Here is a 24,013-nt window from a genome sequence, read left to right as displayed (position 1 = left end):
ATCTACTTTCCGCGATACACCAGCAAATCCGGCAAGTAGTCAATCAAGCGGATAAACCAGGAAAACGGTGCCGGGAAATCGGTACGGAACCGGCGGCGCGACATCGCTTTGACCACGCGCTCTGCCGCGTCATCAGCTGTCATCAGCATCGGCATCTTGAAACTGTTCTTGTCGGTCAGGCGGGTCTTGATGAAGCCGGGATTGACAATACGTACCGTCACGCCCGTGCCCGCCAGATCATGCCGCATCGTTTCGGCCAGCGAGATCAGCGCTGCCTTGCTGGCCCCGTAACCGATAGCTGCAGGCAAACCGTGATACCCGGCCAGCGACCCGATCAACGTGATCTCTCCCTGACCTGTCTGAACAAAGCCAGGAACCGTTTCACCCAATACCCGCAACGCCCCCGAATAGTTCACATCGCTGATCCTGAGCGACGCCTCGGTATCCCAATCGCCAGTACGCATCGGTTCATAAGCGCCTGCATTGTAAACCAGCCCGTCGACCCGACCGGCCTCGGCCACGGCACTACGCACAGAGTCTAAATCGGTCACATCACACGGAATCGCGCGCGCATTTGGAAGCTTGGAACAGATGTCATTCAAACGCGCGGCATTGCGCGCAGACAGGATCAAATGCGCGCCCTTGCGGCTCAACGCCTCGGCCAAGGCACGGCCCAAGCCTTCGCTTGCGCCGATGATCCAATAGGTTTTTCCGTCAAAGCTGCTCATACCCGTGCCGTATTGTTGAACTTATCCGTTTTACGGCCCTGCACCCGCGGTGGATCATTGGGTGACGCTGGGAAGCGTGCGCTGTAACCCGAAGTCACAAGATAGTGCATCTGTTAAAAACTTCTATCCGGATTGATCCAGCACGCCCTACCGTGCGTATCTCATTGTAAAATGTCACATAACGAGGCTGGAATGTTCGACGAAACCCGGGGTGTACGGAAGAAAATCGCGATTGTAGGTGCAGGCATTTCGGGGCTCTCTGCCGCGTATTACCTTTCAGAAAACAACGACGTGACGGTCTATGAAGCCGAACCCAGACTGGGCGGCCACGCCCGTACGGTGATGGCTGGCAAAAGCGGAGATCAGCCGGTCGACACCGGCTTTATCGTTTTCAACTATGCAACCTACCCTTACCTGACCCAGCTTTTTGACGAGCTGAACGTACCCGTCATCAAAAGCGAAATGAGCTTTGGCGCGACCATCGACAATGGCCGCATCGAATACGGGTTGAACAATCTGCGCACCCTGACCGCACAGAAACGCAATCTGGCGCGCCCCGCCTATTACAAGATGATCGCGGACATTCTGCGCTTTGGCAAAGAAGCGCCCGAGGCCGCCAAGGACGATGACACAACGATTGGTGAATTGGTCGATCAACTGCGTCTGGGTCACTGGTTCCGGCACAACTATCTGATGCCCATGTGTGGCGCGATCTGGTCCACTCCGGTTGAGTTCGTAGATCAATTCCCGGCGCGGTCACTGGTGCAGTTCTTCCGCAACCATGCCCTGCTGGCCAGTGGGCGCGCCAATCAACATCAGTGGTATACTGTCAAAGGCGGTAGCATCGAATATGTCCGCCGCATAGACGCCGCCCTGCGCGCTCGTGGCTGCGACATCCGACTGGCTGCCCCGGTTCAGCACGTTCACCGCAACGACATCGGCGTCAGTGTCACCAGCCAGGGGTATGCGGATCAATTCGACGAGATCATCCTGGCAACGCACTCGGACCAGTCCCTTGCAATTCTGGGCGAAGGCGCAACACCGGCCGAGGCCGCAGCTTTGGGCGCGATCCGTTATCAGCCCAACACGGCAATTCTACATTGTGACCCACGTCAGATGCCAAAACGGCGCGCGTGCTGGTCTAGCTGGACTTACCGCTCACAAGCGGGAAACGTCGGCGTAACATATTGGATGAACCGGCTTCAGAATATCCCGGACAGCGATCCGCTGTTTGTGACGCTGAACGCCTCATCAGAAATTCCCGCGGATAAAATCTATGATCAGGTCGAATTTGCCCATCCGGTATTCGACAAAGCCGCCCTGAAGGCACAAGGGCAAATCCGCGAGATGCAGGGACAGAACCGAACTTGGTTTGCCGGCGCTTACAACCGGCATGGATTTCACGAAGACGGGATTGCCAGCGCGATGCATGTCGTTGCCCGAATAAATGGCACCCCGCAAACCATCGGAGCTGACAATGGCATTTCTGGGAACGACCCGGCCATCCCTGTGGCGGCCGAATAATGGGCTTTTGCGCGCAGCGCTGCTGACAGTGGCGCTGCTGGCCCCGTCAGGGCTATTGGCTTCGCCCGTAACGGATGAGTTGAAGGACGCGCAACTGCGCGGCTCGGCGACCTTTCGGTATCTGGGTTTGCCGATCTATGACGCCAAACTTTATACCCCCGGCGGCGCTCCGTTCAGTTGGAGCGAAGATATCGGCCTGCAACTGACCTACCGCAAGAACTTCAAGAAAAAAGCGCTGGTCAACTCGACTCTGGACGAGATGGACCGGATCGGACGATCTGCCCCGGTGCGCAGTCAACTGGACCAGTGCTTCAAACCCGTGACCAAAGGCGACAGCTTTCTGGCCGTGTCCGATGGGCCGGACAGCGTGAGCTTCTGGCTGAACGGGCAAAAGACCTGCACGATGTCCTATCCGGGCATCAAACGCAGTTTCATGTCCGTATTTCTGGGCGACAACACGCGGTCCGCCTCGTTTACACAGAAACTTCAGGGGCGCTGATGCTCTATCCTCGGGTCAGCCTTTATGCGCTGATGCTCGCTGCGGCGGGCATTCCGCTTTATATTCACCTGCCGCGCTTTGCGGCGGTGAATCTGGGTATTGGCCTGGGGGTCATCGGCACCGTCCTTCTGGTGATCCGCCTTGTGGATCTGGTACAGGATCCTTTGATCGGCTGGGCGATCGACAAATGGCCAAAGGGCCAGCTGGTATTTGCTTCTCTGGCAGCTTTGGGGCTGGCGGTCGGGTTCCCACTGCTCTTTAGCTTGTCGCAGGGTGCCAGTGTCGCCGCGCTGATCGCGATTCTGATCCTGCTGTTCTCGGCTTACAGCCTGGGCACCATCCTTTTGTACGGGCGCAGCGCAACTTTGGCAAAACGTCCAGACCCGCAAGAGCTTATGACCTTGGCCGCCTATCGCGAAGGCGGGCAACTGACCGGCGTGGTCATCGCCGCTAGCGCCCCGGCGCTTTTGGTTGCATTTGGCGCGCAAGCCCAGGGCTATCCCGCGTTTGGCGTTTTTTTGGGGCTGCTGTCCGTTCTGACCCTGTTGCTGACTATTCCGATCTGGAGGCGTACGCCAATCACCGGCACTGGTCTGTCTTTTGCAGGGCTGGGTCAGGCCGGAGGGTTGCGCCTGCTGGGGCTGGCTCTGGTCAACAGCCTGCCCGTGGCCATCACCTCGACCCTGTTTTTGTTTTTTGTTGAAGATCGGTTGCAACTGCCGGGCAAAGCAGGCCCGCTGTTGATCCTGTTCTTCCTAAGTGCGGGCCTGAGCGTTCCGCTTTGGGCCAAGCTCAGCAACCGGATTGGCCCAAAACAGACTCTGATGATTGCCATGCCCCTCTCAATCGCGGGGTTTATCGGTGCCGCCACCCTGAGCGCCGGAAATTTGGCCGGATTTGCTGTGATCTGCCTTGCCTCTGGCGCTGCTTTGGGGGCGGACATGGTCGTGCTGCCCGCCATGTTTTCGGTCGTCCTGACTCGGGCCGGACTAAACGCGTCTGCCGCGTTTGGAATCTGGTCCTTCGCTGGCAAGCTGGGGCTCGCTCTGGCTGCCTTTTTCACCTTGCCGTTGCTGGAACGCAGCGGTTTCACCCCCGGTCAAAACAATTCCGCGCAAGCGTTGGAAACGCTTAACTTAGCCTACGCGGTGCTGCCCTGCATCCTGAAGCTTGGTGCGTTTGGGATGGTCTTGACCCTGCCAACCGAGGTCACAAGCAAATGAACGCTATTGCCATCATACTGCTGGTCCTTCTGATCGCAGTTTTCATCCGCGCCCGATTGCTGAGCTTTCGCGCGCAATCTCCTGCCGACTACGCGGGAACCGGACCTGACTTTTCTTTGAAAAAGCATCTGAACGGGGAAATCCTGTCCGAGGGGCTGATCTACGGCCCCAATGGAAAGATGTCGAACAGCTTCGTCGCCCGCATGGTGGGCGAATGGAACGGAAACTCGGGCACGCTGTCCGAATACTTCACCTATTCCAACGGCAAACAGATGACCCGAAAGTGGTATCTGACGCTTGGCACCGGGAACACCTTCACTGCAACGGCGGATGATATCGTCGGCGAGGGTCGGGGCATCATGTCTGGTTCGACAGTCAAACTGACCTACCGGATCATCCTGCCAGAGGATGCTGGCGGGCACACTTTGGATGTAACAGACTGGATGTATCTGACGGAACACGGCGTAATCATGAACCGGTCCGAGATGCGCAAGTTCGGCATCAAAGTAGCTGAGCTGGTCGCGACCATGCGCCCTTCGCCCGAAGTAAAAACGACACATGTGCCAGGTACAAACGGATATGACGCGACATCCGAAGGGAAACCGCTGCAATGAGGGTTTTCCGTTCGCTGATCACCATTGTTGCAATTGCAAGCCTTGCCCTACTGGCGGCTTGTTCCAGCAAGCCCAGAGTGCCAAAAACCTTCTTGTCCGACCGGCAATTGAACCTCGAGGAGTTCTTTGAAGGCAAAACAGTGGCCTATGGTCAGTTTCAAGACGTTCTGGGCAACATTCCCCGAAGATTTACGGTGGATATCGACGGGACCTGGGATGGTGAAACTCTGACGTTGGTTGAAGACTTCGTCTATGACGATGGCGCCACCGAGCAGCGCATCTGGACACTCACAAAAACGGGTGAAGATACGTGGACAGGGACGGCTCCTGGCGTTTTGGGCACGGCCAGCGGGATCGAGCGCGGTGATACGTTCAACTGGAAGTACAAAATCGACCTGCCGATCAAGGACGGCACGATGCGTGTCAGATTTGACGATTGGATGTGGCTGTTGGACGATGATCGCCTGCTGAACCGCGCGTACGTGTCACGCTTTGGCGTGCGTCTGGGCGAAGTGATCCTGTTCTTCGAAAAGCGATAGTCGACGCAAGTACAACTTGTCGATTGGCATCAGTAAAAGATGAACTCATCCACCGGGGACTGCAGTGTTTTTTGGGGCGTACCGGCCCGGTTTTTTCCCGACCCATCCGAGACCCCGCTTTCGGACTTAGTGCCGTTTTCCAGATTGAGACGAGCCCGCTCAATCTGTCCCCAAAGGAAAAACAGGCCGTCCCGTTTGCCCATCAATCCCGCAGGCACCCGGGCCCGCGAAACACGAATTTTTGCCTGTCGCATCTGCGTTCTCACTGCCTCCGGTGTTCGACACCTTTTCGAAAAAACCTATCGGTTTAGGTGCAAAAAAGCAATTTTTGCATAGGCAAAAACGCGCTCGCAACCAGGTGTTGTCAGGCCGGATGCGCGATCTCGCTAAGCGTGCTGTCGATCTGCATCTACAACGGGTCCGCAAGACAAGATTTGTAGCGCCGCCAAAGTGGACAACACCCTGTTTGGGATCCCCTCAAATAGAACGCCACAAATTCCGACTGAACTACCAAGACAACTATGCCGTCAGGCAGGCAAACCCGCAAACGGCAGCCTCATCGTGTCAGACGGGACATCGCGTCAGGAATGGATTGATGTCTCAGAAATTTCCGCAGAAGTGCCAATATCCGCGGCATTTTTTCGACCTTCAGCCCCCCGACGACGATCAAGCGATACCCATATGCCCATTGAGATCATGACGATACCGTCTGCACCCGATTTTCGGAAAGTGTCGTTCAATACTCTGTTCTTTTGAACTCGCGATACGGCAATAGAATGTTTGGCACCACTGTTGCTTCCGTTTCCAACCATGGAAATGGTCCTATCATTTAGGACGTATAGAGATTGCTTTCGGTCAGGAATTCACTTTCTGAAACTGACGCGCATTGCTTGTGCTATAATGTTGGGTATGGCCCACGCCCAAAAGCAGTATTGCTTTGGCTGCGCATTGTCAGCGTACTATTAATCGACAAAAATGTCAAAAAGAGACCATTTATCAAAAAGTTATCCTGTGGTAGCAGACTTGGATTAAGCCACCCAGCCACAACTGAATTCCACACGTTTCTACGTCAATCTATGCCGCGTGGTTGCTAGGTGGTTGCTGTAGGCGCGAGAAACTCTCGCCTATTCTTGCTAACCCTTTGAAAAAAGTGGTGAGCCGTGCAGGAGTGGACCTGCGCAAAGAAATCAAAGACTTAAACTGGCGAACCGCCAAAAATGGCGCATTGAAACTACTAGAGAAATTGAGTGCCTGGCGAACCAAAAAGCCGGTGCAACTCAAAGAGAAACCGCTGAGGGGGCAGCCACCCACCTCAACGGCAATGCAAATCTTTCTGCACACACAGTTTATCAAAAAGACCATCTGACCGCAATCGCGGGAGGTGCACATGCCTAAGCTTAACCGTTTTGAATGGCTGAAAGCTGTTCTGCAATGTGCCGACCTCAATTCATCTACAAAAGCGGTCGCATCAGCGCTTTCCGTTCAGTTCGCCAACGATAAAACTGGCCAGCTCAATCCATCGCTGAACACATTGGACGAGTTCTTGGTGGGTATGTCATTGGCAACCATCAAGCGATGCCTTCGACAGCTTGTTGAGTTCGGTTGGCTCTTTCGAACCGAAGGACGTGGCGCCGGAAACTGCACCAACTATGACCTTCGCGCGCCTTCCAAAATCATCCCATTTCGTCCCAAGAAAAAGGGCGCACCAATGAGCCATTCGAATACTGAAAAGGGGTCAATCGCGGGTGAAAAGAGGCTCGCAGGTGATCTTTCCTATATAAAGATTGAACAATCCAAAGAACAAAAAACCGCGCTTGAGCCGGATCTGCCGGATGGAGGGCCATCCGCCTCGGCGCGCGGAGGTGTACCGCAGGCCGTATTCGTTCCGCGATCATCATTCGGTTGTCGCCAATGGGAAGTGTTCGCAGAACGCATGTTTGGAACCTGGATCGACAGAATCCTGCCAGCTGCCTGGGAGAACGGCGCTAGCGGATACTGGCTTCCGGACAGGTTCCCGCCAACTAACAAGGACGACTGGCCCGCTTGGCAGCACTGGCTCATCGAGAAAGGTTGGACTGTTTTCGAGCCAGCTGAGCCGGAAGTGCGCCATGCGAGTTGAGCAAAGAGCAAGGCCACCCTTGTCATACACTGGCGCTTCTGACACGGGACCTTGCGAGGGGCGGCAAGCCGCCCCTTCGAACCCCACCGGCGCGGGTAAAGCCCGCGCAAAGGAGCCGCTGACGGAGACCTTCGTCTTCCGCTGTACCGCGTCCGAGAAGGCCCAACTGCGCGCCAAGGCCGAAGCCGCAGGCCTGCCCGCCGCAACGCTCCTGCGCGAGGCGCTTGGCCTGACCGAGGCCCGCCGCCGCAAGGCCGTGCCGCGAGTCGACCCGGCGCTGGTGCTGGCGGTCGGGCGCATCGGCGGTAACCTCAACCAGATCGCGCGCTGGCTGAACCGTGCGATGCTGGTGGGCCGAACCGACCTCGACAGCCTGACCGTTGCGCGCCGTCTGTTGGTGATCGAACGCCAGCTCGCGCAGCTCCTCGACGAGGCGCGGCAGTGCTGATCAAGTTCTTCCCCAACGGCAAGGGCGCGGGCGCAGGTCCTGTCGGTTACCTCGTGGCCGAGCGCGTGTTGGTCTATGACGGCAATCGCGACCTGGTCCGCGATGCCGATGGCCAGCCTCTGACCGTCACGCGCAATCCCTTGCCCGAAGTGCTGCGCGGCGATCCAAGCCGCACCGAGGCGTTGATCGACGCCAGTCGCCACCAATGGACCTACCGGGCGGGCGTGATCAGCTTTGCCGCCGGTGACGCGCCCGGCGAGGAACAGCAGGCCAAGGTCATGGATGCCTTCGAGCAGCTGGCCTTTGCCGGGCTGGATGGCGAGCAATACGACATGCTCTGGGTCCGCCACAGCCACGAAGATCGCATTGAATTGCATTTCTGCACGCCACGAATGGAGCTGACCACAGGCAAGAGCCTCAACATCGCGCCTCCAGGTTATCAGACAGCCTACGACAGCCTGCGTGACCTGATGAACAAGACGCACGGCTGGGCCGATCCGATGGAGCTAGAGCGGGCGCAAGAAGTGCAGGCGGCCCTGGAGACCCCGACACGCGCGCAAGGCCGCGATGATCTGCACCGCTGGATCCTCGACCAGATCAGCATCGGTGCCATCACCGACCGCGCCAGCATGATCGATACCTTGACGGATGTTGGTTATGACATCCCCCGCGCCAGCAAGAATTACATCACCGCCAAAGACCCAGAGACCGGCGAACGCTGGCGATTGAAAGGAGAAATATTCCGTGACGAATGGCAAGCCGGCGCGGCTGAGCGAGAAATTGAACGCGGATCTGAACGAGATCCGCAAGGAACACGCCGCCTTGATGGAATCTCAATTGCAGAGCTTCAGGAACGATATTCAGAAGTGTGTGACACACGCGCGGAATACAATCGAAGCCGATACCCGCATGTTTCTGGATTGGAGCGAGACGACCTGGCAGAATCACATCGACACGATCAAACGACTGCTACGGATTTCACCCTGGGCGACGGCAACAGCCTGTCTGGTGCTGATCTCAGTGACGTTAGGGCTGACCTTTCTGTGGAGTTGGAAACTTTCGACGATGGCGACAACGACGCAGTTAGAGAGCTTGGGCATTCAGACCGTGCTGTACGAGCAAGCGACCTATTTGATCCTGCCGCCAGAAACATCAAGCATGCGCACCTGTTCGGTGGCGAGCAGGTTGGTTTCCTGCGTCAGAGTGGAGCCGAACTAGATGGATCAGCCTCTGACAGCCTTGGAGAGAGATTTGCTCGCGTGCGTCGAACGGTTGGTGACGGCTTGCGAGACCTCCGCCAAGGAATTGCGCAGTTTGGAAAAACGCTCGACGACCGGGATCGAAGCCAGACTGGATGGCTTAGTGCAGTGCGTGGAGCTGCTCATGAAATCGCATCTCGTGTCAGTCAGCACATTGGCCGACTTACTGACAGAAGAGCAGAGCTACACGACGCTAGAAGAGAACTTGCAGACCAGTTTGAGACTAGCGAGAGCCGCCGAAAATCAGCTGAACAAGAGCTGAGTGAGCAGAACCTTGAGCAAGACCGTGAATACGGCTTCCACCTATAATCTGAAGGAAAAACAATGCTGTTTCCACACCAACGCTTCACCATGAGTTTTCGCCAGGCACTCGACTTCGGGATCGACTATCGCGACTTCGAGAAAGTGCGTTGCTTGCCGCAGGGCGTCCCGTTGATCGCCATTGCAGGTGTTTGGGGCGAATACAGCGACATCCGTTGTCTGTTCCTGGATGCCGAAGGCAACGGCTACATGCGCTACATCCAGAAGTGGGGCGACAAAGGATTTTTAATTAGGGAGTTGGATGTGGATGCGAAGGCGATCGAGGTGGGACAGGTAGTGAATACCAACACTTGACCGTTTCAAACCTTACCGTTTGTATAGCTCATGATCCAACCTCGCCTGGTCGAACTCTATGCACCTTGTGCGAAGCATGTAAGGCAACTACGAAGGAAGTTGTCACGCTGACTGCCACCAAATCATTGTTCTCGTGTGGCGAAAAAGAAAGAGGTTCACCTGCATATGTAGGTGAACCTCTCTTCAATAGGCGGGGGGTCCGTCACTGCTTTCGCGGCGCTGCCGACCTAATCCCCGGCCTTTCAACTCTGGACATAGCGTGACATCCACCGATATTCAAGGGGATATTCATTTGGTGACTTTATGGACGTAGTAGACTTCATCTCCGCCGAACGGCTTAAAACGTATGAAAATCATACCGATAGGCAGAAAAAGGCGATTGCACTGCACAATCACACCCTTCAGCTTGGTTCATCACTAATGTCAATGATTGCGCTGTTAGAGCTTTCCTTGCGCAACAGTACAAACCAACGCTTGATCGATGATTTTGGGGATGATGAGTGGCTGCTGCCGGGTCACACGACTTTGCCCCTAAAACCTTTTGAACGAAATGCTATCAGCAGCGCCATTAACCACGCGCAAAAAGCAGCCTATGCCAAATTGAGTTATAGGGAGAAATCCTACCTCGACGCTTTCGCATTCCCCGGAGGCGTACCTTCAGGCACAAGCCACAAATCTGCCGTAAAAAAACGCCAAGCATTGTTCGTCGTATCGCACGGGCAAATAATTTCACAAACAACGTTCTCATTTTGGAAACGACTCTATTCCAGCGATTACGATGATGAACTTTGGAAACCTTCAATAAAGAAAGTTTTTCCCAATAAAGCTTTGAAAAGAAGTGATATTTCGAGATCACTTGAAGTGATATATGCGGTTCGAAACCGAGTTGCTCATCATGAGCCTGTGTATGGGCAGCGCCTGACGGAAGCCATACAAGCGCTTGAGTTCATACGAAACTCATTGGGCGCTCGAAAAAGCGAAGACGATACTAGTTTTAAGAGGTTTTCCAGAGTTCACTATCTTAGGCTGCGGATGGACTACGAAAGCTTCGTAGAAGCTTGGCACACGCTGACATGATCATGTCGTTGCGTTTCGGTAATCCTGTTCCAAAATCCGCATTTCGCACAGCAAAGATTCCTTAACACAATAAACCCTACATGCCCTCGCCTGTCCGGAAGTGGCCATTGGGCCGTTTAACGCGAACGATAATTTTTTCCCGCATCTTACTAGTTCGGGCCTGGCGATGCGACCAGTCGTTCTCGGACCACAAGCCCGATAATATGCTCAGTCTCGGTGAGTTGTGCTTATCCCGGATAATCTGAGCCATAAACGCCGATGATCTCGTGCCCAAGCTCGGACGATCTTAAGCCTTTGCATCAATCGCATTAAATTCCTTCAAACCAATCTGGGTGAATTTGAACCCTCTCGATCATCTTAGTTGCTACACCCAGCCGATTTTCCTTCAACAACTCACAGAGCCGATCACCGTCGATCAGATCAATCGCAATCGCGCCGTCGCGTGTCGCTTCATCCGAAGCTTGGCTAGTGAAATGCCCTGTGGTGATAAAAAGCCCTTTATCTGCGCGGCCCTGCAGGGCTCCCCGAAAGTCTCGGATTTCCTTGGAGCCAACGCTGCCCTTCCAGCGCTTACACTGAAAGTAGACCTGGAACGACACGAGGTTCACGCGTAGCACGCCGACACCGTCGATCCCGCCGTCGCCCGACTTGCCGCGCACTTCGACTTTCGTGAAACCCGCCTCACGCAAGAGTCGCTGCGCGAGGCGCTCGAACCCGTCTGGGGTCATCTTGCCTAACACAGCCAGCAGTGCCGATTTCCAGTCTTCCTCATCAGTCGGGCCATCGTCAGCCATGACCTCGATCTCTTCGCCTCTGTCCGAATCAGCCTTCTTGGCGGCCAGACGCTTCAGGCGCGCGCGCTCACGCTCTTCCTGCGTCACCTGATCATAGATCGCTTGTGTCGCGCTAAGGTCCGAGATCGCGGACCCTGTCTCCGTCAAAGCCCAGACCCCGCGTTTGGAGTTGTTCAGTGCATCTCCGCGCTTCAGATAGGTTCGCGCCCAGGCCAAGTAGTAGTTCACCCGCGTCCGATTCTCATCGCGCGGCATGGTGAAAGCCTGTTCGGCCTCTGTCACGCCTTCCAGCTCGATCACCTTCTCATCGAGCTCCTGGATCGTCGCAGACCCGCCGAGGTCTTTCAGCGCCTCGACCGTGACAAGCATCATTCCGGGAAGGTCTGGGAGCGTCTCTGCGTCAATTTCAAATCGTCTCATCAAAATCCCTCATTCAAAACCGCGACACACCTGGGATCGATGAAAACAACAGGACGGCGTCCATACTATCGCCCCAGAAGAACTCCCCGCCCAGACTTTCCAGCTTGCCGGATTTATCCTTGAACAACTGCTCAGCCGCTTCAGCCGCTTTCCGATCAGCAAACGGGGCCTGAAGTTCGATCCGCCACCGCCCCTTCGCAGCGGGTGGAATTCCCGCGTTTAACTGGTCAGACCGCGACGCCGGATCGTTCGAGACGCCTATCTTCAGTGCGACCGACTTACTGCCAAAAGAATGGGCGCGCCCCAACAGCGCAGCACCGTCGCCATCGAATTTCGCGAGGTAAAGGAACGTCTCGCCATCTGTGTAGGTGGAGGTACGCTGGCCACTCGACCCCGGAAACGCCCTTGACGGAAAGAACTCTTCCTTGAACGGGGTGTCGGTCAGACCGCTGTGCCCGACGGGCTCTTCGCCGAATACATTGACCTCGGTCACCTTGATCTTCAGCGCTGTGTCGATCTCTGCAGGCGTCAGCGCGCGCCCCCAGACGCCGATGCCTTGGCCCGCGTCCTTGTCGTAAGTGTCGGGCGCGATGCGTTCGATCGACATCTTGTCGAGCGCACGCCATGCGCGACGCACGGGAAGGCCATAGGTCCACTTTTCGCCGTTGCCTCTTTCTCGTTTGGCCTCAAGCGAAGCTTTAGACGCCTTTTCGTGATCGCGTATTGGGCGTGCCTCGATCTCGACAAACCCGAGGATATGCGACCGCATGGATTTCTTGGTGTTGCCCGAAGCCGCGCCGTAGATCATCATCAGATCGCCGTCGTTGAGTTCACGCAGGGCGCGTGCCTGACCGCTCTCTCTTGTCCAGCCGACATAGCCGTCCAGTTCCGGATCGAAGCCGTAAAAGGCGCGTATCCACATGTTGCGCCCGTCGGGCAGGCCGGAACTCATGTCACACCACACTTTCCAGAAGGGCGATTTCGTCGGGGGTGAGGTCGAAGAGGTCGTAGACGATGCCGTCGATCTTCGCCTCGGCTTGCGCGATTTTGGCGGTGAGGCGGGCGATTTCGGCGCGGTCGCGGGTGATCCAGTCTTCCCAGTCGGAGCGTTCGGAAAGCGGGATATCGGCCTTGAAGGCTTTCTTCACCTCGGCGCGGAAGGCGGCGAAGTCTGGCAGCGTCCACCATTCTTTAAGCTTGGTGTTGAGCTTTGGCTCGCGCTCCGGCGGGCAGAGGTCGGGGATGCGGCGGGTGAGAGCGATTTGGAGGTTGAAGCGCGTGGACGCAAGGCTTGCGGCACGCTGCGCCAACTGGACCAGTTCGGCGTGTTTTGGCTTTGGGATGGTGGGGATCGGAATTTGGTCCAAGTACTGCTTTTTGGTTCTGTAGAAACCGCCCTGAGCCAATGGGGTCAGGGCAGTGAAATAGAACCATGAAACGCGTGAGTTGAGTAGCGCAACCAGAGCCTCATCATCAGTCACGATTGCGGAGCCAGTGGTCTCAAGATACGCCCCTGAACGGTCAAAATGAAACGAACCAGTCCTTGCGATATCGCGGTACGCTATCTTCGGCTTCGTGAAACGTTCGTGGTAATCCACAGCGTCTTGAATCTCGAACCACTTGTAAGTTCCCGCCTTGCGCCCGGGCCATTTTTCATTTGGTTTCGAGGGCTTCCAGTCTTTCGGCTTTGGTTCAAGCGAGACTCTTCGTTTTTCAAGGTGCGCGCGAATTGCAGGATATTCATTCAAGTCGGTGCCACGACGTGTAAAGATCAACCAAAGTCCGCGCGGTTCACCACGCCAACGATGCAGGTCTTTCCCCTCCATGAATGGCTTTAAAACTTCTACAGACCTAGGATCTTCCGCGCACAGCCGTTCTTTGGTTGGCGTGTCCACTACAAAAGCCGCGTTTAGACCTGTTTTGATTCCATAGATTGGAGAACCATAGACTTCTTTCAGCGTCTTGCGCCCTGACCTAATCTTATCGCGCAGCGCTCTCATCGTGGGGTTCTCCAACTCCCAGGAACCAGCGCCAAGTGCCGTTTGCGGATATGGACCTTGAGCAGCCTCCCAACTGGCCAAGAAGTTTGTTTCAGGGAGCTCGTCCACTCTCCAAAACCGCAAATCGTGGTCCTTGGGTGCGGTGCCATGCTTCAGCACCAAGATCGCTGGATAGGTTGTCACGCCCTCGAAAACTTGAAGATCGCCAAAATCGACGACGCCTTCAATCGTTGAATCCTTCAACAGGTACTCACGCAATGGCTTGCCCGAGTTGGTTTTGAAGAAAGTGTTCGACGAGATGTAGCCCAACCGGCCACCTGGCTTCAGCAGGCGGAGACCGCGCTCGTAAAAATAGCAAAACAGGTCGGCCACACCGTGGTAGCTCTCAAAGCGCCTTTGTAGATATGGCTTAAGGCTGGAGATAAGTTCTTGGCGCACATAAGGCGGGTTGCCCAGCACCACGTCGAAGCCGCCCTCGGCAAAGACTTCGGGGAACGCCGTTTCCCAGGTGAAGGCGTGATCCAGATAGGCGAAGTTGCTGTCCTCGATCAGGCTGTCGCCCACGCGGATGCTGCCCGAAAGGCTGTCCAGCACCTTGCCGCGCCGCGCGGTCTTGATCCAAAGCGACAGCTTGGTGATCTCGACGCTTTCTGCGTTCACATCCACGCCGAATAAGTTGTTCGACAGGATTTCACTGTCCGGATCGAGAAGGTCCTGGATGTGCTGATCCTTGCCTTGCAGCTCAGCGATCTTGTCGTTCACGCGGGACAGTTCGGCCTTTAGGAAGTCGAAGGCCATGATGAGGAACACGCCCGACCCACAAGCTGGATCAACAATGCGCAACGTCTTGATCCGGTCACGGTACGCTTGCCAGGCTTCCAGCTCGGCCGATTTCCTGCGCCACGGGATGGTGGCATAGTCGGATACATCCGCGCCTTTCCTGGCGTGATCGCGCAGGATGGTTTCAAAGGCTTCTTTGAGGTGCGCGCCAAGAGTTTCGACCACGATGAACCGCGCGATGTAGTCGGGTGTGTAGACCACCCCGTCGCGCTTGCGCCGCCCACTGGTGCCGCTGGTCTTTTCCGGCTCTTCCTCTTCGCCCCGCGCGATGGCTTGCAGGCGTTCCACATCGGCGATGGATTGTTCGAAGATGTGGCCGAGGACGGTGACAGAGACTTCGGAGGCGAAGTCATACTCGCCCAGCGTCTTGAACCCTTCGCAGATGGCGTCCGGCATGGTGAGGCCGTCGATAAGATCATCCGTTCGGAACAGCCCGCCATTGTAGCGGGGGATTTTCAGATCTTCGCTGCCCGAGTCGATGGCCCGGAACAAGCCTTTGAAGTTTTCCCAGACAGGGCGCGGGTTATAGGGATCGCGCGCAGTGAAGGCGTTGGCGAGCGTGTTGTCTGGTAGGAGGCCGGTGTCTTCGGCAAAGGCGATGAACAGCACGCGGTCGAGGATCTTCTGCGCAAGGGCAATCGCGTCGAGCGCGTCGATGGATGTATCGGCCTCTTGCACCGCGTGGAGCAGTTTCAGGCGCAAGTCTTTGTAGTCCTGGTAGAGCTTGTCCGTGATGTCCTTGTCTTCGCGGCGGCTTTCCTTGAGCAGGTCAAGCGTTCGACCAGAGAGCAGGTTTTCCGCCGAGAGTAGGAGCATGAAGCGGGCGTACTCATCCGGGTCGGTCAGCTTGTCGAGGCGGAAAACCTCATACGCCGAGGTGCCTTCCCCAAACCCGTAGAGGCGCAGTTCGATGTAGTTGGACACCAGAACCCATTTTACGCCGCGGGCGTTCATGGCGTATTCCCATGCCTGTTGAACGGGACTTTTGTTCCGTCCAGGCATGATCGCGTCGAGGTCGCGGGTATCCGCACCCTTCAGCTCAAACGGTGCAAGGATTTCAAGCTTGGGGCCACCGAAGCGCCCGAGGGCCAGATCGACACTGCCTCTCAGGATCGTCTGTTCGGTTGAAACGGTATAATCTGCACCACCAGCTGGGCCATGGTACCCTAGAACATCCTCAACAATCTTTGAGGTGAACTGCCCATGCAGAGCGACTTCCTTTAGCGAGTAGATTCGACTGTCATGGATCATACTGGCCCAAGCAGACAGGGTATCGTAATGATCGTCAGGGATCGTTGCAGGCTTAAGGTGTCGCTTAATAGTTTTTTTATTGAAGAGATTCATTTGTTTTATGATCTATTAGAGCCGTATTCAATTTCGCGGCGATACAGCCAATCAATAAGAGCGACGGGACACGCGATCACAGTTAAGAGTAACATTGTCAGCATCGACGATGCGGCGATCAAATGTTGAATTTCAATTATCAACGAATTCCCGATACCTGGAAAAGTGAATAAGTTGTGCCAGACAAAAACCACTAAAAAGCAAAGTGTAGCCGTTGCTGTGCCATTAAACAGAGCTCTACCAAATGGCTCGAGGATTCTACGGTGAGCTCCTTCAAGTGCCGCAATTCTAGCGCGTTGCCATTGAACGGTTGGTTGTTCCAAAATTCACTCCTTAAGTAGTTCAATCCAAGTATGAACGTCATCCATGATCACTTCCTTCCCCTCTAGGAAAGAACGATACCAGCGTGCTGCAATGGCCCCGCGCTTTTCGCTTTTTAGCGATATCTCACTATCAGATAGATACTTATCCAGCGCGACTTCGAACTCTTCAAGGGCGAACAAGTCGTGTTTCAGTCTTACCGCATCGACGCCCAAGAGAACCCAATTTAGGTCAACGGAAAATTTGCGGTGCAGTTCCACAAGCCGCTCGACGGGAATTGAGCGTTTCCCGAGTTCGTAGCTCTGATAAGCGCGAAGCGAAATCCCGAGCGCATCCGCCATTTTCTTTTGTGACATGCCAAGCTCATTGCGCGCGATTGCTAAGCGCGCACCAAGAGAGCTCAGGTAGTCGTAGGGCCGATCCGCCATACTGGCATCGTTCCTCTTGCAGATGCGCACAATTGAATGCTATACGCACAATTGAGCGTAATATGTTGTGTTTCGTAGTCGGATCACTGCGCCAAAGTGAGTATGGCTTGATTCGTGCTACCTTATGAAAAGGAAGAGCTTTTGACACGAGAAAAACTACTTTCACCGAAGGAACTTGGAGAGATCGTGGGCCTCAGTACAGCGCAAGTTCGAGCGTTGATGAACGACGGGCGGCTCGAGTTTGTTGAGATATCTTCGAAAACCAAGATGCTTACTTTAAGTGGTTGGGAGCGATTCCAAAGGGAAGCCACAAAGATCAAACATACGGCAGTCAAACAATCGAGTTTGCCAATTGGCGAACCTCCGCACTCAAACCTTTGATGCGAAAGATCACTCAATGAGCACGTCTCGTGCGTCGATAACGCAGACCGAACTTACACGATACCTCAAGGCGTACCGGGATGCGGGCATCCCTGTCGTGCGGTCCGAGATCAGCCGTGACGGCAAGGTCGTGATTTACAGCACCGAGAAGCAGATCAACGAGGTCAATAACCCGTGGGATCGCCCGTGAAACGCCGCAAGCAGTTTCCAGGCGCGACAGCCTATTTCGACCGGCACGGGAAGCGGCGGTGGCGGTTTCGTAAGGGTGGGTTTTCGGCTGAGCTTGGGAGCGACTATGGATCGGACGAATTTGTCCGGCGGTATGAAGATGCAGTGAACGGCCACAAGACGCGTGGGCTGATCGGGGGGGACCGGACAAAGCCATACAGTGTTAGCCAACTTGTCGCGCTCTGGTATCGCTCGCCCGAGTTCCTCGATCTCGCGTCTAGCACGCAGAAGGTGTATCGCGGAATCGTCGAGAAATTCCGGGAGAAGCATGGCGACAAGCCGGTGAGGCTGATGCAGCGGCGGCATGTGCAGACCATCCTGGCCGAGAAGGCCGAGACCCCGACAGCAGCGAACAACCTGCGCAAGCGGCTGATCCAGTTAATGGATTTCGCAATCACGCTCGACTGGCGCGGCGACAACCCGGCCCGCGCAACAAAGCCGTTCCGCGTGGGCGGTGATGGCTTCCATACTTGGGATGAGGACGAACTGGCGCAGTTCTTTAAGACCCACAAGCCCGGAACTCTGGCGCATACGGCGGTGACACTGATGCTCTACACCGGCGCGGCGCGGGTCGATGCGGTGAAGCTGGGGCCGAAGAATGTCCGCAACGGCAAGATTGAGTACCGTCGTCAGAAGACGCAGCGGTCTGGTGGGGTGCTGGTTTCCGTGCCAATCCACCCGGATTTGGCCGAGGTGTTGGACAAGCTGCCCGAGGATCGCCCCTTCCTGGCAACCAGCAAAGGCACGATGCGCTCTGCCGGTGGTCTGGGCAATCTCATGCAGCGTTGGACCGAAGAGGCCAAACTGCCCCAGTGTTCCGCCCATGGGCTGCGCAAGGCTTGCGCGCGCCGTTTGGCCGAAGCTGGAGCCACAGCGCACGAGATCGGCGCGGTCACGGGACACAAAACGCTGGCCCTCGTGCAGCGCTACACAGAGGCCGCAGGCCGCGAAGGCATGGCCGATTCCGCGATTGAGAAACTGATCGCCCGCCCCAACGGCGAGCGTAACTTGGCGAACCTTCCCAAGAGGTTCGTCAATCCCGACACCAAACCCAAGCGAGGAAAGGAAAATTTATGAAAAGTGGTGAGCCGTGCAGGATTCGAACCTGCGACCCACTGATTAAAAGTCAGTTGCTCTACCAACTGAGCTAACGGCCCACTCTTTTTTGGTGGATCTCTACGATCCGTGGCGCTCTTTACGGCAATTCCCTGATCAGGTTCAAGCCCTTAATTTACGCCTCGTTTCGCCAACACATCTTGTGTTTCCGGCGACCCGATAGGCGGCCTAATTAGGCAGGTGTCGCAGGGGGGTCAACCCCTTTTTTCACGATTCTGCGCAACAGGGTGGATTCATGTTCGGACCGGGGTTATATCGCCGCCATGCAACAGAGACTCGAAACCGGTTTGCCCTTCATGAAGATGCACGGGCTGGGAAATGACTTTGTCATCGTGGATGCGCGCGGGCGCGATTCCCGGATAACCCCGGCTCTTGCAAAGGGAATCGGCCATCGACAGTTTGGCGTGGGTTTCGACCAACTGGCCGTGATTGAAAACGGACAGGCAGACGCGCATCTGGTCTTCTACAATTCCGACGGATCGACCTCGGCCGCCTGTGGCAATGCCACACGCTGCATCGCGCGGTTTCTGATGGATGAGACCGGGAAGTCCGACCTGGTGCTGACAACCGAACGGGGCACCCTTTTTGCAAAAGACATCGGCGATGGTCTGACCTCGGTGAACATGGGACATCCTCAACTGGAGTGGCAGGACATCCCACTGGCAGAAGAGATGGACACGCTGGAATTGCCAATCGAGGGCGCGCCGACAGCGACCGGGATGGGCAATCCGCATTGCACCTTTTTCGTCGAGGATGCCGAGGCCATTCCCCTGACCGAGTTCGGCGCGCGTTACGAGCATCACCCCCTGTACCCTGAGCGCACTAATGTTCAGGTCGCACAGGTGATTGGCCCGGACAATATCCGTATGCGCGTCTGGGAGCGAGGTGTGGGGGTCACATTGGCGTCTGGCTCATCCTCCTGCGCGACGGCGGTTGCAGCCGCACGACGCGGTCTAACGGGGCGCAAAGTTCAGATCGAACTGGACGGCGGCACGATCTGGATCGACTGGCGCGAGGATGGAGTCTGGATGACCGGCCCGACAGCCCACGTCTTCTCGGGCACCCTCACCCCTGAATTCTTGAGGTCTTTGGGATGAACCCGCCCAAGTTCACCACTTTAGGCTGCCGCCTGAACGCCTATGAAACCGAGGCGATGAAAGAGCTGTCACAGCAAGCAGGTCTGACGGATGCTGTTGTGGTGAACACATGCGCGGTAACGGCTGAGGCGGTCCGCAAAGCCCGGCAGGAGATCCGCAAGCTGCGGCGCGAAAACCCCAACGCCCGTCTGATCGTCACCGGCTGCGCGGCGCAGACAGAGCCGGAAACCTTCTCTGCCATGGCGGAAGTCGACGCGGTCATCGGCAACACCGAGAAGATGCAGCCAGACACCTGGAATGGCTTGGCCGCCGATTTCATCGGCGAGACCGAGGTGGTTCAGGTCGACGACATCATGTCTGTGACTGAAACGGCGGGCCATCTGATCGATGGGTTCGGCACCCGCTCGCGTGTGTATGTGCAGGTGCAGAACGGCTGCGATCATCGCTGTACCTTCTGCATCATCCCTTTCGGCCGCGGCAACTCGCGCAGCGTGCCTGCAGGCGTTGTGGTGGACCAGATCAAACGCTTGGTGGACAAGGGCTATAACGAGGTGGTTTTGACCGGTGTCGACCTCACCTCGTGGGGCGCGGACTTACCTGCGCAGCCCAAGCTGGGCGATCTTGTGATGCGCATCCTCAAACTGGTGCCCGACCTGCCGCGCCTGCGGATCAGTTCAATCGACTCGATTGAGGTCGACGAGAACCTGATGCAGGCCATCGCAACCGAGCCGCGCCTGATGCCACACCTGCACCTCTCGCTTCAGCACGGGGACGACCTGATCCTGAAACGGATGAAACGCCGCCACCTGCGCGACGATGCAATCCGATTTACCGAAGACGCCCGAAAGCTGCGCCCTGACATGACATTTGGTGCCGATATTATCGCGGGGTTTCCGACGGAATCCGAAGAGCATTTCGAAAACTCGCTCAGGCTGGTCAAAGACTGCAACCTCACCTGGCTGCACGTCTTCCCATACTCCAAGCGTGACGGCACGCCTGCCGCACGAATCCCGCAGCAGGTTAATGGCGCAGTGATCAAAAACCGCGCCGCCCGTCTGCGCGCGGCCGGGGATGCTCAGGTCTCAAAGCACCTGTCGGAACAGATCGGCAAAACCCATCACATCCTAATGGAAAACCCCCATATGGGCCGGACCGAGCAATTCACCGAAGTGTCCTTCGCTGCGCCTCAGCCCGAAGGTCAGATCGTTACGGCTGCAATCACCGGACAGACTTCAAACCAACTCACTGTCTGATCCGCCCTTCATCTGGCCCAAAATACCTCGGGGTTGAATTGGCCAAAGGCCAAGAAGGGGCTGGCCCCTTGAAAGCGACATCGCAAAGAAAAACCCCCGCAACCGGGTGGCGCGGGGGTTTCGATTTCAAAATCCGAAAAAGGATCAATCCTCGGGGCGGAGCTTGCCTTTGTGCGGCGCCCACAGGCGCTTGTTCACCAGATACAGCAGGACTGACAGAACAGACAGGAAGATCACGCCAACAAAACCGGCGTTCTTGCGATCCATCAGCTTGGGCTCAGCCGCCCACATCAGGAAGGCAGCGACGTCTTCCGACATATGTTCGACGGTGTTCGAGTGACCATCGGCAAACTCAACCTGTTCGTCCGCCAGTGGCGGGCCCATCGAAATCCAACCGCCGGGGAAGGCGGTGTTTTCGTACAGGATGGTGCCTGCCTCTTCCTTTTCCTTGCCAGTATAGCCGTCCAGCAGCGAGGCGATGTATTCCGCGCCACCCATGCCTTTGAACAGCTGGTTGATGCCCAACCCGTAAGGGCCGTGGAAGCCCGCACGCGCCTTGGCCATCAGGCTCAGGTCCGGTGCGCCGACGGCGGTATTGGCCGGGAAGTGGTCGGTCGGGATCGCCGGGCGGAAATCGTCCAACTCAGGGTCGAAAACCTCAAAATTGTCCGCCGCATAGGTGATGACCTGCTCTTCGTTGTAACCCAGCGCTTCCAGATCGCGCAGAGGAACATATTGCAGGCCGTGGCAGGCTGCGCAAACCTCGGTATAGATTTGCAGACCGCGTTGCAGCTGGTTTTGATCCCAGGTGCCAAACGGACCTTCGAACGAAAAGGCGAAGTCTTCGATATGCTGATCGCCGCCACCTGCCGCAAAAGATGCAGCAGGGGTCAGGGCCAGAGCAAACGCAGCGCCGATTGCAAGTTTCTTGAACATGGTATCCGGTCCCTCTTCTTACTCGGCCGGCGTGGCTTCGGCGTCAGCCTTGCCATAATGCGCGTTGAAGTCTTCTTCGATGGTCTCGGGCTGCGGCAGTGGCTTCTCGATCACACCGAGAATCGGCAGGATCACCAGGAAGTAAGCAAACCAGTAAGCCGACGCGATCAGCGAGAAGGTCGCATAGGGCTCTTCCGCGGGCATCGCACCCAGCCACATCAGCGCAAAGAAGTCGATGATCAGCAGGTAGAACCACCATTTGAACATCGGACGGTATTTACCCGAACGCACGCTCGATGTGTCCAGCCAGGGCGCCAGCGCCATAGCCAGGATCGCACCAAACATCGCAATCACACCGAAGAACTTGGCGTCGATGATGCCACCGGTGATGAAGCTTGCGAATTGCACAACCCAAACCTCGCCGGTGAAGGCGCGCAGGATCGCGTAGAACGGCAGGAAGTACCATTCCGGAACGATATGTGCAGGTGTGACCAGCGGGTTGGCTTCGATGTAGTTGTCCGGGTGGCCCAGGTAGTTCGGCATAAAGCCGACGATTGCCCAGAACACGACCAGGATCACGGCCAGCGCAAACAGGTCCTTGATCACGAAATACGGCCAGAATGGCAGGGTATCTTTCTCAGCCTCGGCTTTCGACCCCCGGCGTACTTCAACACCTGTCGGGTTGTTGTTGCCAGTGGTGTGGAAGGCCCAGATGTGCACGATAACCAGCGCCGCGATGATAAACGGCAGCAGGTAATGCAGCGAGAAGAAGCGGTTCAGCGTAGCGTTGTCCACAGCGGGTCCGCCCAACAGCCAAGTCTGGATCGCTTCACCCACAAACGGGATCGCACCAAACAGGCCGGTGATCACGGTCGCGCCCCAGAAAGACATCTGTCCCCAAGGCAGAACGTAGCCCATGAACGCGGTGCCCATCATCATCAGGTAGATGAGCATACCGATGATCCACGTGATTTCACGCGGGGCTTTGTACGAGCCGTAATACAGGCCGCGGAACATGTGAATGTAGACCGCAACGAAGAACAGCGAAGCGCCGTTCATGTGCAGATAACGGATGAAGTAACCGCCATTCACGTTGCGCATGATGTGCTCGACGCTGGCAAAGGCCAGATCGACATGCGGGGTGTAGTGCATCACCAGGATGATGCCGGTAACGATTTGCAGCGCCAGGCAGAACGCCAGAACGATGCCCCAGATCCACCACCAGTTCAGGTTCTTGGGGGTCGGGATCATCAGGGTGTCATAAAGCAGCCCAACAATGGGCAAGCGGCTGTGCAGCCACTTTTCGCCGTTTGACTTCGGCTCGTAGTGATCGTGGGGAATTCCGGACATAAACTGGGGCTCCCTTAGCCGAGTTTGATGGTTGTTGCGTCGACCCACTCAACGGGCGGGATCGGCAGGTTTTCAGGCGCGGGACCTTTGCGGATCCGGCCGGCAAGGTCATAGTGCGAGCCGTGGCACGGGCAGAACCAGCCACCAAAGTCGCCCGCATCACCCAGAGGCACACAGCCCAGGTGCGTGCAAACGCCCATTTGAACGATCCATGCGCCCTCTGCTTCGCCTTCGGGCGACGGCATGACGCGGTTGGCGTCCGTTGCAGGTGCATCTGCGTTCAGGTTGAAGTTGCGGGCCAGCGGATCAGGCAAGTTGCCAACGGCTTCTTCGTCCTGTTGCTGGGCTTCGGCAATCTCGGCACCGGTGCGGTGACGGATAAACACGGGTTTACCCAGCCATTTAACTGTCAGCTGTGTGCCCGGCTCAACCCCGCTTACATCCGTGCGGATCGACGAAAGCGCCTGCACGTCTGCTGACGGGTTCATTTGGTTGATCAGGGGCCATACGGCTGCACCCGTTGCAACGACACCTGCGCCGCCAGCGACGTAATACAGGAAATCTCTGCGGGTGCCTTCGTGGTCTTCTGCGTGGGACACGAGGTTATCTCCGATTGTCTGGCGCCCGCGGACGGGCAAAAAGCTCGCGCACCGCGTGAAAGCGGCGTCTTAAACGCGCTTACTATCGGGGAGAATAGTGTTCGTCCAGCGTTCATAAACGCGCAATACGCCGCATGTGGCGCTTCATTTGGGGAACGTGGCCGTTTTTTTGGTGAATCTCGCGCTCAACTTTGTTCATCAGGTCGAATCAGGGTGCTTTGATTCGATTGCCTGAAGTCACTCTCGACGGATCTCAACCGG

The 24,013-nt window shown here is 56.5% G+C and carries 26 protein-coding genes and 1 tRNA gene; 16 read left to right on the top strand and 11 right to left on the bottom strand.

All coding sequences use genetic code 11. The features are described from left to right. Positions 1 to 2: 2 nt before the first annotated feature. Entirely contained in the window at positions 3 to 728 is a 726-nt protein-coding gene (locus AC2FNU_RS00535; RefSeq protein WP_496784199.1) for an SDR family NAD(P)-dependent oxidoreductase, read from the bottom strand. 192 nt (positions 729 to 920) lie between these two features. Between AC2FNU_RS00535 and AC2FNU_RS00530 the strand changes: the two genes are divergently transcribed. Genes AC2FNU_RS00530 through AC2FNU_RS00510 form a run of 5 tightly spaced genes read left to right on the top strand, consistent with a single transcriptional unit; the run spans position 921 to position 5,127 of the window. Then, positions 921 to 2,252 (top strand): NAD(P)/FAD-dependent oxidoreductase, encoded by a 1,332-nt coding sequence (locus tag AC2FNU_RS00530; protein WP_496784198.1) that lies wholly within the window; start codon positions 921 to 923, stop codon positions 2,250 to 2,252. Continuing rightward, the gene (locus tag AC2FNU_RS00525) at positions 2,206 to 2,751 is read left to right on the top strand and encodes a hypothetical protein (RefSeq protein ID WP_496784197.1); all 546 of its coding nucleotides are present in this window, start codon (positions 2,206 to 2,208) and stop codon (positions 2,749 to 2,751) included. The genes AC2FNU_RS00530 and AC2FNU_RS00525 overlap by 47 nt, the downstream gene beginning before the upstream one ends. Beyond that, a complete protein-coding gene (locus AC2FNU_RS00520; protein ID WP_496784196.1) occupies positions 2,751 to 3,974 on the top strand; it encodes an MFS transporter in 1,224 nt (407 codons plus the stop codon). The genes AC2FNU_RS00525 and AC2FNU_RS00520 overlap by 1 nt, the downstream gene beginning before the upstream one ends. Then, complete coding sequence (locus tag AC2FNU_RS00515) at positions 3,971 to 4,588, top strand: DUF3833 domain-containing protein (RefSeq protein WP_496784195.1); 618 nt, start codon at positions 3,971 to 3,973, stop codon at positions 4,586 to 4,588. Before AC2FNU_RS00520 ends, AC2FNU_RS00515 begins: the two co-directional genes overlap by 4 nt. Continuing rightward, positions 4,585 to 5,127, top strand: a complete 543-nt coding sequence (locus tag AC2FNU_RS00510; RefSeq protein WP_496784193.1) for a DUF3833 family protein — start codon at positions 4,585 to 4,587, stop codon at positions 5,125 to 5,127. The genes AC2FNU_RS00515 and AC2FNU_RS00510 overlap by 4 nt, the downstream gene beginning before the upstream one ends. Before the next feature lie 29 nt (positions 5,128 to 5,156). Here the strand turns inward: AC2FNU_RS00510 and AC2FNU_RS00505 are convergent, their stop codons facing one another. Beyond that, complete coding sequence (locus AC2FNU_RS00505; RefSeq protein WP_496784192.1) at positions 5,157 to 5,381, bottom strand: hypothetical protein; 225 nt, start codon at positions 5,379 to 5,381, stop codon at positions 5,157 to 5,159. A gap of 899 nt (positions 5,382 to 6,280) precedes the next feature. Here AC2FNU_RS00505 and AC2FNU_RS00500 point away from each other — a divergent pair. From AC2FNU_RS00500 to AC2FNU_RS00475, 6 genes are all read left to right on the top strand, one after another. After that, entirely contained in the window at positions 6,281 to 6,493 is a 213-nt protein-coding gene (locus AC2FNU_RS00500) for a hypothetical protein (protein WP_496784191.1), read from the top strand. 15 nt (positions 6,494 to 6,508) lie between these two features. Then, a complete protein-coding gene (locus AC2FNU_RS00495) occupies positions 6,509 to 7,246 on the top strand; it encodes a hypothetical protein (RefSeq protein ID WP_496784190.1) in 738 nt (245 codons plus the stop codon). A gap of 19 nt (positions 7,247 to 7,265) precedes the next feature. Then, a complete protein-coding gene (locus AC2FNU_RS00490) occupies positions 7,266 to 7,694 on the top strand; it encodes a plasmid mobilization protein (RefSeq protein ID WP_496784189.1) in 429 nt (142 codons plus the stop codon). Then, positions 7,688 to 9,262 (top strand): relaxase family protein, encoded by a 1,575-nt coding sequence (locus AC2FNU_RS00485; RefSeq protein ID WP_496784188.1) that lies wholly within the window; start codon positions 7,688 to 7,690, stop codon positions 9,260 to 9,262. The genes AC2FNU_RS00490 and AC2FNU_RS00485 overlap by 7 nt, the downstream gene beginning before the upstream one ends. A gap of 15 nt (positions 9,263 to 9,277) precedes the next feature. Continuing rightward, positions 9,278 to 9,568, top strand: coding sequence for a hypothetical protein (locus AC2FNU_RS00480; RefSeq protein WP_496784187.1), 291 nt, complete (start codon positions 9,278 to 9,280; stop codon positions 9,566 to 9,568). A 303-nt stretch (positions 9,569 to 9,871) separates the two neighbouring features. Beyond that, a complete protein-coding gene (locus AC2FNU_RS00475) occupies positions 9,872 to 10,645 on the top strand; it encodes a hypothetical protein (RefSeq protein WP_496784186.1) in 774 nt (257 codons plus the stop codon). Between the two features lie 308 nt (positions 10,646 to 10,953). Here AC2FNU_RS00475 and AC2FNU_RS00470 read toward each other — a convergent pair whose 3' ends face one another. The 3 genes from AC2FNU_RS00470 to AC2FNU_RS00460 are packed head-to-tail and all read right to left on the bottom strand — an operon-like array spanning position 10,954 to position 15,623. Continuing rightward, positions 10,954 to 11,859, bottom strand: a complete 906-nt coding sequence (locus AC2FNU_RS00470) for a restriction endonuclease (RefSeq protein WP_496784185.1) — start codon at positions 11,857 to 11,859, stop codon at positions 10,954 to 10,956. A gap of 13 nt (positions 11,860 to 11,872) precedes the next feature. Continuing rightward, the gene (locus AC2FNU_RS00465; RefSeq protein WP_496784184.1) at positions 11,873 to 12,811 is read right to left on the bottom strand and encodes a GIY-YIG nuclease family protein; all 939 of its coding nucleotides are present in this window, start codon (positions 12,809 to 12,811) and stop codon (positions 11,873 to 11,875) included. Between the two features lies 1 nt (position 12,812). Beyond that, positions 12,813 to 15,623: an Eco57I restriction-modification methylase domain-containing protein gene (locus AC2FNU_RS00460; RefSeq protein ID WP_496784183.1), complete on the bottom strand. Its 2,811-nt coding sequence runs from the start codon at positions 15,621 to 15,623 to the stop codon at positions 12,813 to 12,815. 48 nt (positions 15,624 to 15,671) lie between these two features. Between AC2FNU_RS00460 and AC2FNU_RS00455 the strand changes: the two genes are divergently transcribed. Then, the gene (locus AC2FNU_RS00455) at positions 15,672 to 15,827 is read left to right on the top strand and encodes a hypothetical protein (protein WP_496784182.1); all 156 of its coding nucleotides are present in this window, start codon (positions 15,672 to 15,674) and stop codon (positions 15,825 to 15,827) included. Positions 15,828 to 16,048: 221 nt separating this feature from the next. On the opposite strand, the gene AC2FNU_RS00450 is transcribed toward AC2FNU_RS00455, so the two are convergent. Beyond that, entirely contained in the window at positions 16,049 to 16,366 is a 318-nt protein-coding gene (locus AC2FNU_RS00450) for a hypothetical protein (protein WP_496784181.1), read from the bottom strand. A 3-nt stretch (positions 16,367 to 16,369) separates the two neighbouring features. Then, positions 16,370 to 16,792, bottom strand: coding sequence for a helix-turn-helix domain-containing protein (locus AC2FNU_RS00445; protein ID WP_170361327.1), 423 nt, complete (start codon positions 16,790 to 16,792; stop codon positions 16,370 to 16,372). A gap of 397 nt (positions 16,793 to 17,189) precedes the next feature. Between AC2FNU_RS00445 and AC2FNU_RS00440 the strand changes: the two genes are divergently transcribed. Together AC2FNU_RS00440 and AC2FNU_RS00435 are read left to right on the top strand one after the other, a co-directional pair. Further along, positions 17,190 to 17,363 carry a hypothetical protein gene (locus AC2FNU_RS00440; RefSeq protein ID WP_496784180.1) on the top strand — a complete coding sequence of 58 codons (174 nt, stop codon included), beginning with the start codon at positions 17,190 to 17,192 and terminating at the stop codon, positions 17,361 to 17,363. Further along, entirely contained in the window at positions 17,360 to 18,478 is a 1,119-nt protein-coding gene (locus AC2FNU_RS00435) for a site-specific integrase (RefSeq protein ID WP_496784179.1), read from the top strand. Before AC2FNU_RS00440 ends, AC2FNU_RS00435 begins: the two co-directional genes overlap by 4 nt. 4 nt (positions 18,479 to 18,482) lie before the next feature. Here AC2FNU_RS00435 and AC2FNU_RS00430 read toward each other — a convergent pair. Beyond that, positions 18,483 to 18,558: transfer RNA gene (locus tag AC2FNU_RS00430), tRNA-Lys, on the bottom strand. Between the two features lie 222 nt (positions 18,559 to 18,780). Here AC2FNU_RS00430 and dapF point away from each other — a divergent pair. Next, positions 18,781 to 19,614: a diaminopimelate epimerase gene (dapF, locus tag AC2FNU_RS00425; protein ID WP_496784178.1), complete on the top strand. Its 834-nt coding sequence runs from the start codon at positions 18,781 to 18,783 to the stop codon at positions 19,612 to 19,614. Then, complete coding sequence (gene mtaB / locus AC2FNU_RS00420; protein WP_496784177.1) at positions 19,611 to 20,867, top strand: tRNA (N(6)-L-threonylcarbamoyladenosine(37)-C(2))-methylthiotransferase MtaB; 1,257 nt, start codon at positions 19,611 to 19,613, stop codon at positions 20,865 to 20,867. The genes dapF and mtaB overlap by 4 nt, the downstream gene beginning before the upstream one ends. Before the next feature lie 144 nt (positions 20,868 to 21,011). Here mtaB and AC2FNU_RS00415 read toward each other — a convergent pair whose 3' ends face one another. The 3 genes from AC2FNU_RS00415 to petA are packed head-to-tail and all read right to left on the bottom strand — an operon-like array spanning position 21,012 to position 23,752. After that, positions 21,012 to 21,803, bottom strand: a complete 792-nt coding sequence (locus AC2FNU_RS00415; RefSeq protein ID WP_496784176.1) for a cytochrome c1 — start codon at positions 21,801 to 21,803, stop codon at positions 21,012 to 21,014. Between the two features lie 18 nt (positions 21,804 to 21,821). Further along, a complete protein-coding gene (petB, locus tag AC2FNU_RS00410; RefSeq protein ID WP_496784175.1) occupies positions 21,822 to 23,153 on the bottom strand; it encodes a cytochrome b in 1,332 nt (443 codons plus the stop codon). A gap of 14 nt (positions 23,154 to 23,167) precedes the next feature. Next, positions 23,168 to 23,752: a ubiquinol-cytochrome c reductase iron-sulfur subunit gene (gene petA / locus AC2FNU_RS00405; RefSeq protein ID WP_480800536.1), complete on the bottom strand. Its 585-nt coding sequence runs from the start codon at positions 23,750 to 23,752 to the stop codon at positions 23,168 to 23,170. Positions 23,753 to 24,013: the final 261 nt, after the last annotated feature.

This window comes from Ruegeria sp. BHSB064, from assembly GCF_059613205.1.
The sequence above is the reverse complement of the archived record's forward strand: the minus strand, read 5'-3'. Positions and strand labels throughout refer to the sequence as shown.

Bases quoted from the DNA above. Each gene is read 5' to 3' on its own strand.
- mtaB (WP_496784177.1), top strand. From the start codon at position 19,611: ATGAACCCGCCCAAGTTCACCACTTTAGGCTGCCGCCTGAACGCCTAT.
- AC2FNU_RS00520 (WP_496784196.1), top strand. From the start codon at position 2,751: ATGCTCTATCCTCGGGTCAGCCTTTATGCGCTGATGCTCGCTGCGGCG.
- AC2FNU_RS00415 (WP_496784176.1), bottom strand. From the start codon at position 21,803: ATGTTCAAGAAACTTGCAATCGGCGCTGCGTTTGCTCTGGCCCTGACC.
- AC2FNU_RS00480 (WP_496784187.1), top strand. From the start codon at position 9,278: ATGCTGTTTCCACACCAACGCTTCACCATGAGTTTTCGCCAGGCACTC.
- AC2FNU_RS00470 (WP_496784185.1), bottom strand. From the start codon at position 11,859: ATGAGACGATTTGAAATTGACGCAGAGACGCTCCCAGACCTTCCCGGA.
- AC2FNU_RS00465 (WP_496784184.1), bottom strand. From the start codon at position 12,811: ATGAGTTCCGGCCTGCCCGACGGGCGCAACATGTGGATACGCGCCTTT.
- AC2FNU_RS00530 (WP_496784198.1), top strand. From the start codon at position 921: ATGTTCGACGAAACCCGGGGTGTACGGAAGAAAATCGCGATTGTAGGT.
- AC2FNU_RS00440 (WP_496784180.1), top strand. From the start codon at position 17,190: ATGAGCACGTCTCGTGCGTCGATAACGCAGACCGAACTTACACGATAC.
- AC2FNU_RS00475 (WP_496784186.1), top strand. From the start codon at position 9,872: ATGGACGTAGTAGACTTCATCTCCGCCGAACGGCTTAAAACGTATGAA.
- petB (WP_496784175.1), bottom strand. From the start codon at position 23,153: ATGTCCGGAATTCCCCACGATCACTACGAGCCGAAGTCAAACGGCGAA.
- AC2FNU_RS00515 (WP_496784195.1), top strand. From the start codon at position 3,971: ATGAACGCTATTGCCATCATACTGCTGGTCCTTCTGATCGCAGTTTTC.
- AC2FNU_RS00445 (WP_170361327.1), bottom strand. From the start codon at position 16,792: ATGGCGGATCGGCCCTACGACTACCTGAGCTCTCTTGGTGCGCGCTTA.
- dapF (WP_496784178.1), top strand. From the start codon at position 18,781: ATGCAACAGAGACTCGAAACCGGTTTGCCCTTCATGAAGATGCACGGG.
- AC2FNU_RS00510 (WP_496784193.1), top strand. From the start codon at position 4,585: ATGAGGGTTTTCCGTTCGCTGATCACCATTGTTGCAATTGCAAGCCTT.
- AC2FNU_RS00505 (WP_496784192.1), bottom strand. From the start codon at position 5,381: ATGCGACAGGCAAAAATTCGTGTTTCGCGGGCCCGGGTGCCTGCGGGA.
- AC2FNU_RS00525 (WP_496784197.1), top strand. From the start codon at position 2,206: ATGGCATTTCTGGGAACGACCCGGCCATCCCTGTGGCGGCCGAATAAT.
- AC2FNU_RS00535 (WP_496784199.1), bottom strand. From the start codon at position 728: ATGAGCAGCTTTGACGGAAAAACCTATTGGATCATCGGCGCAAGCGAA.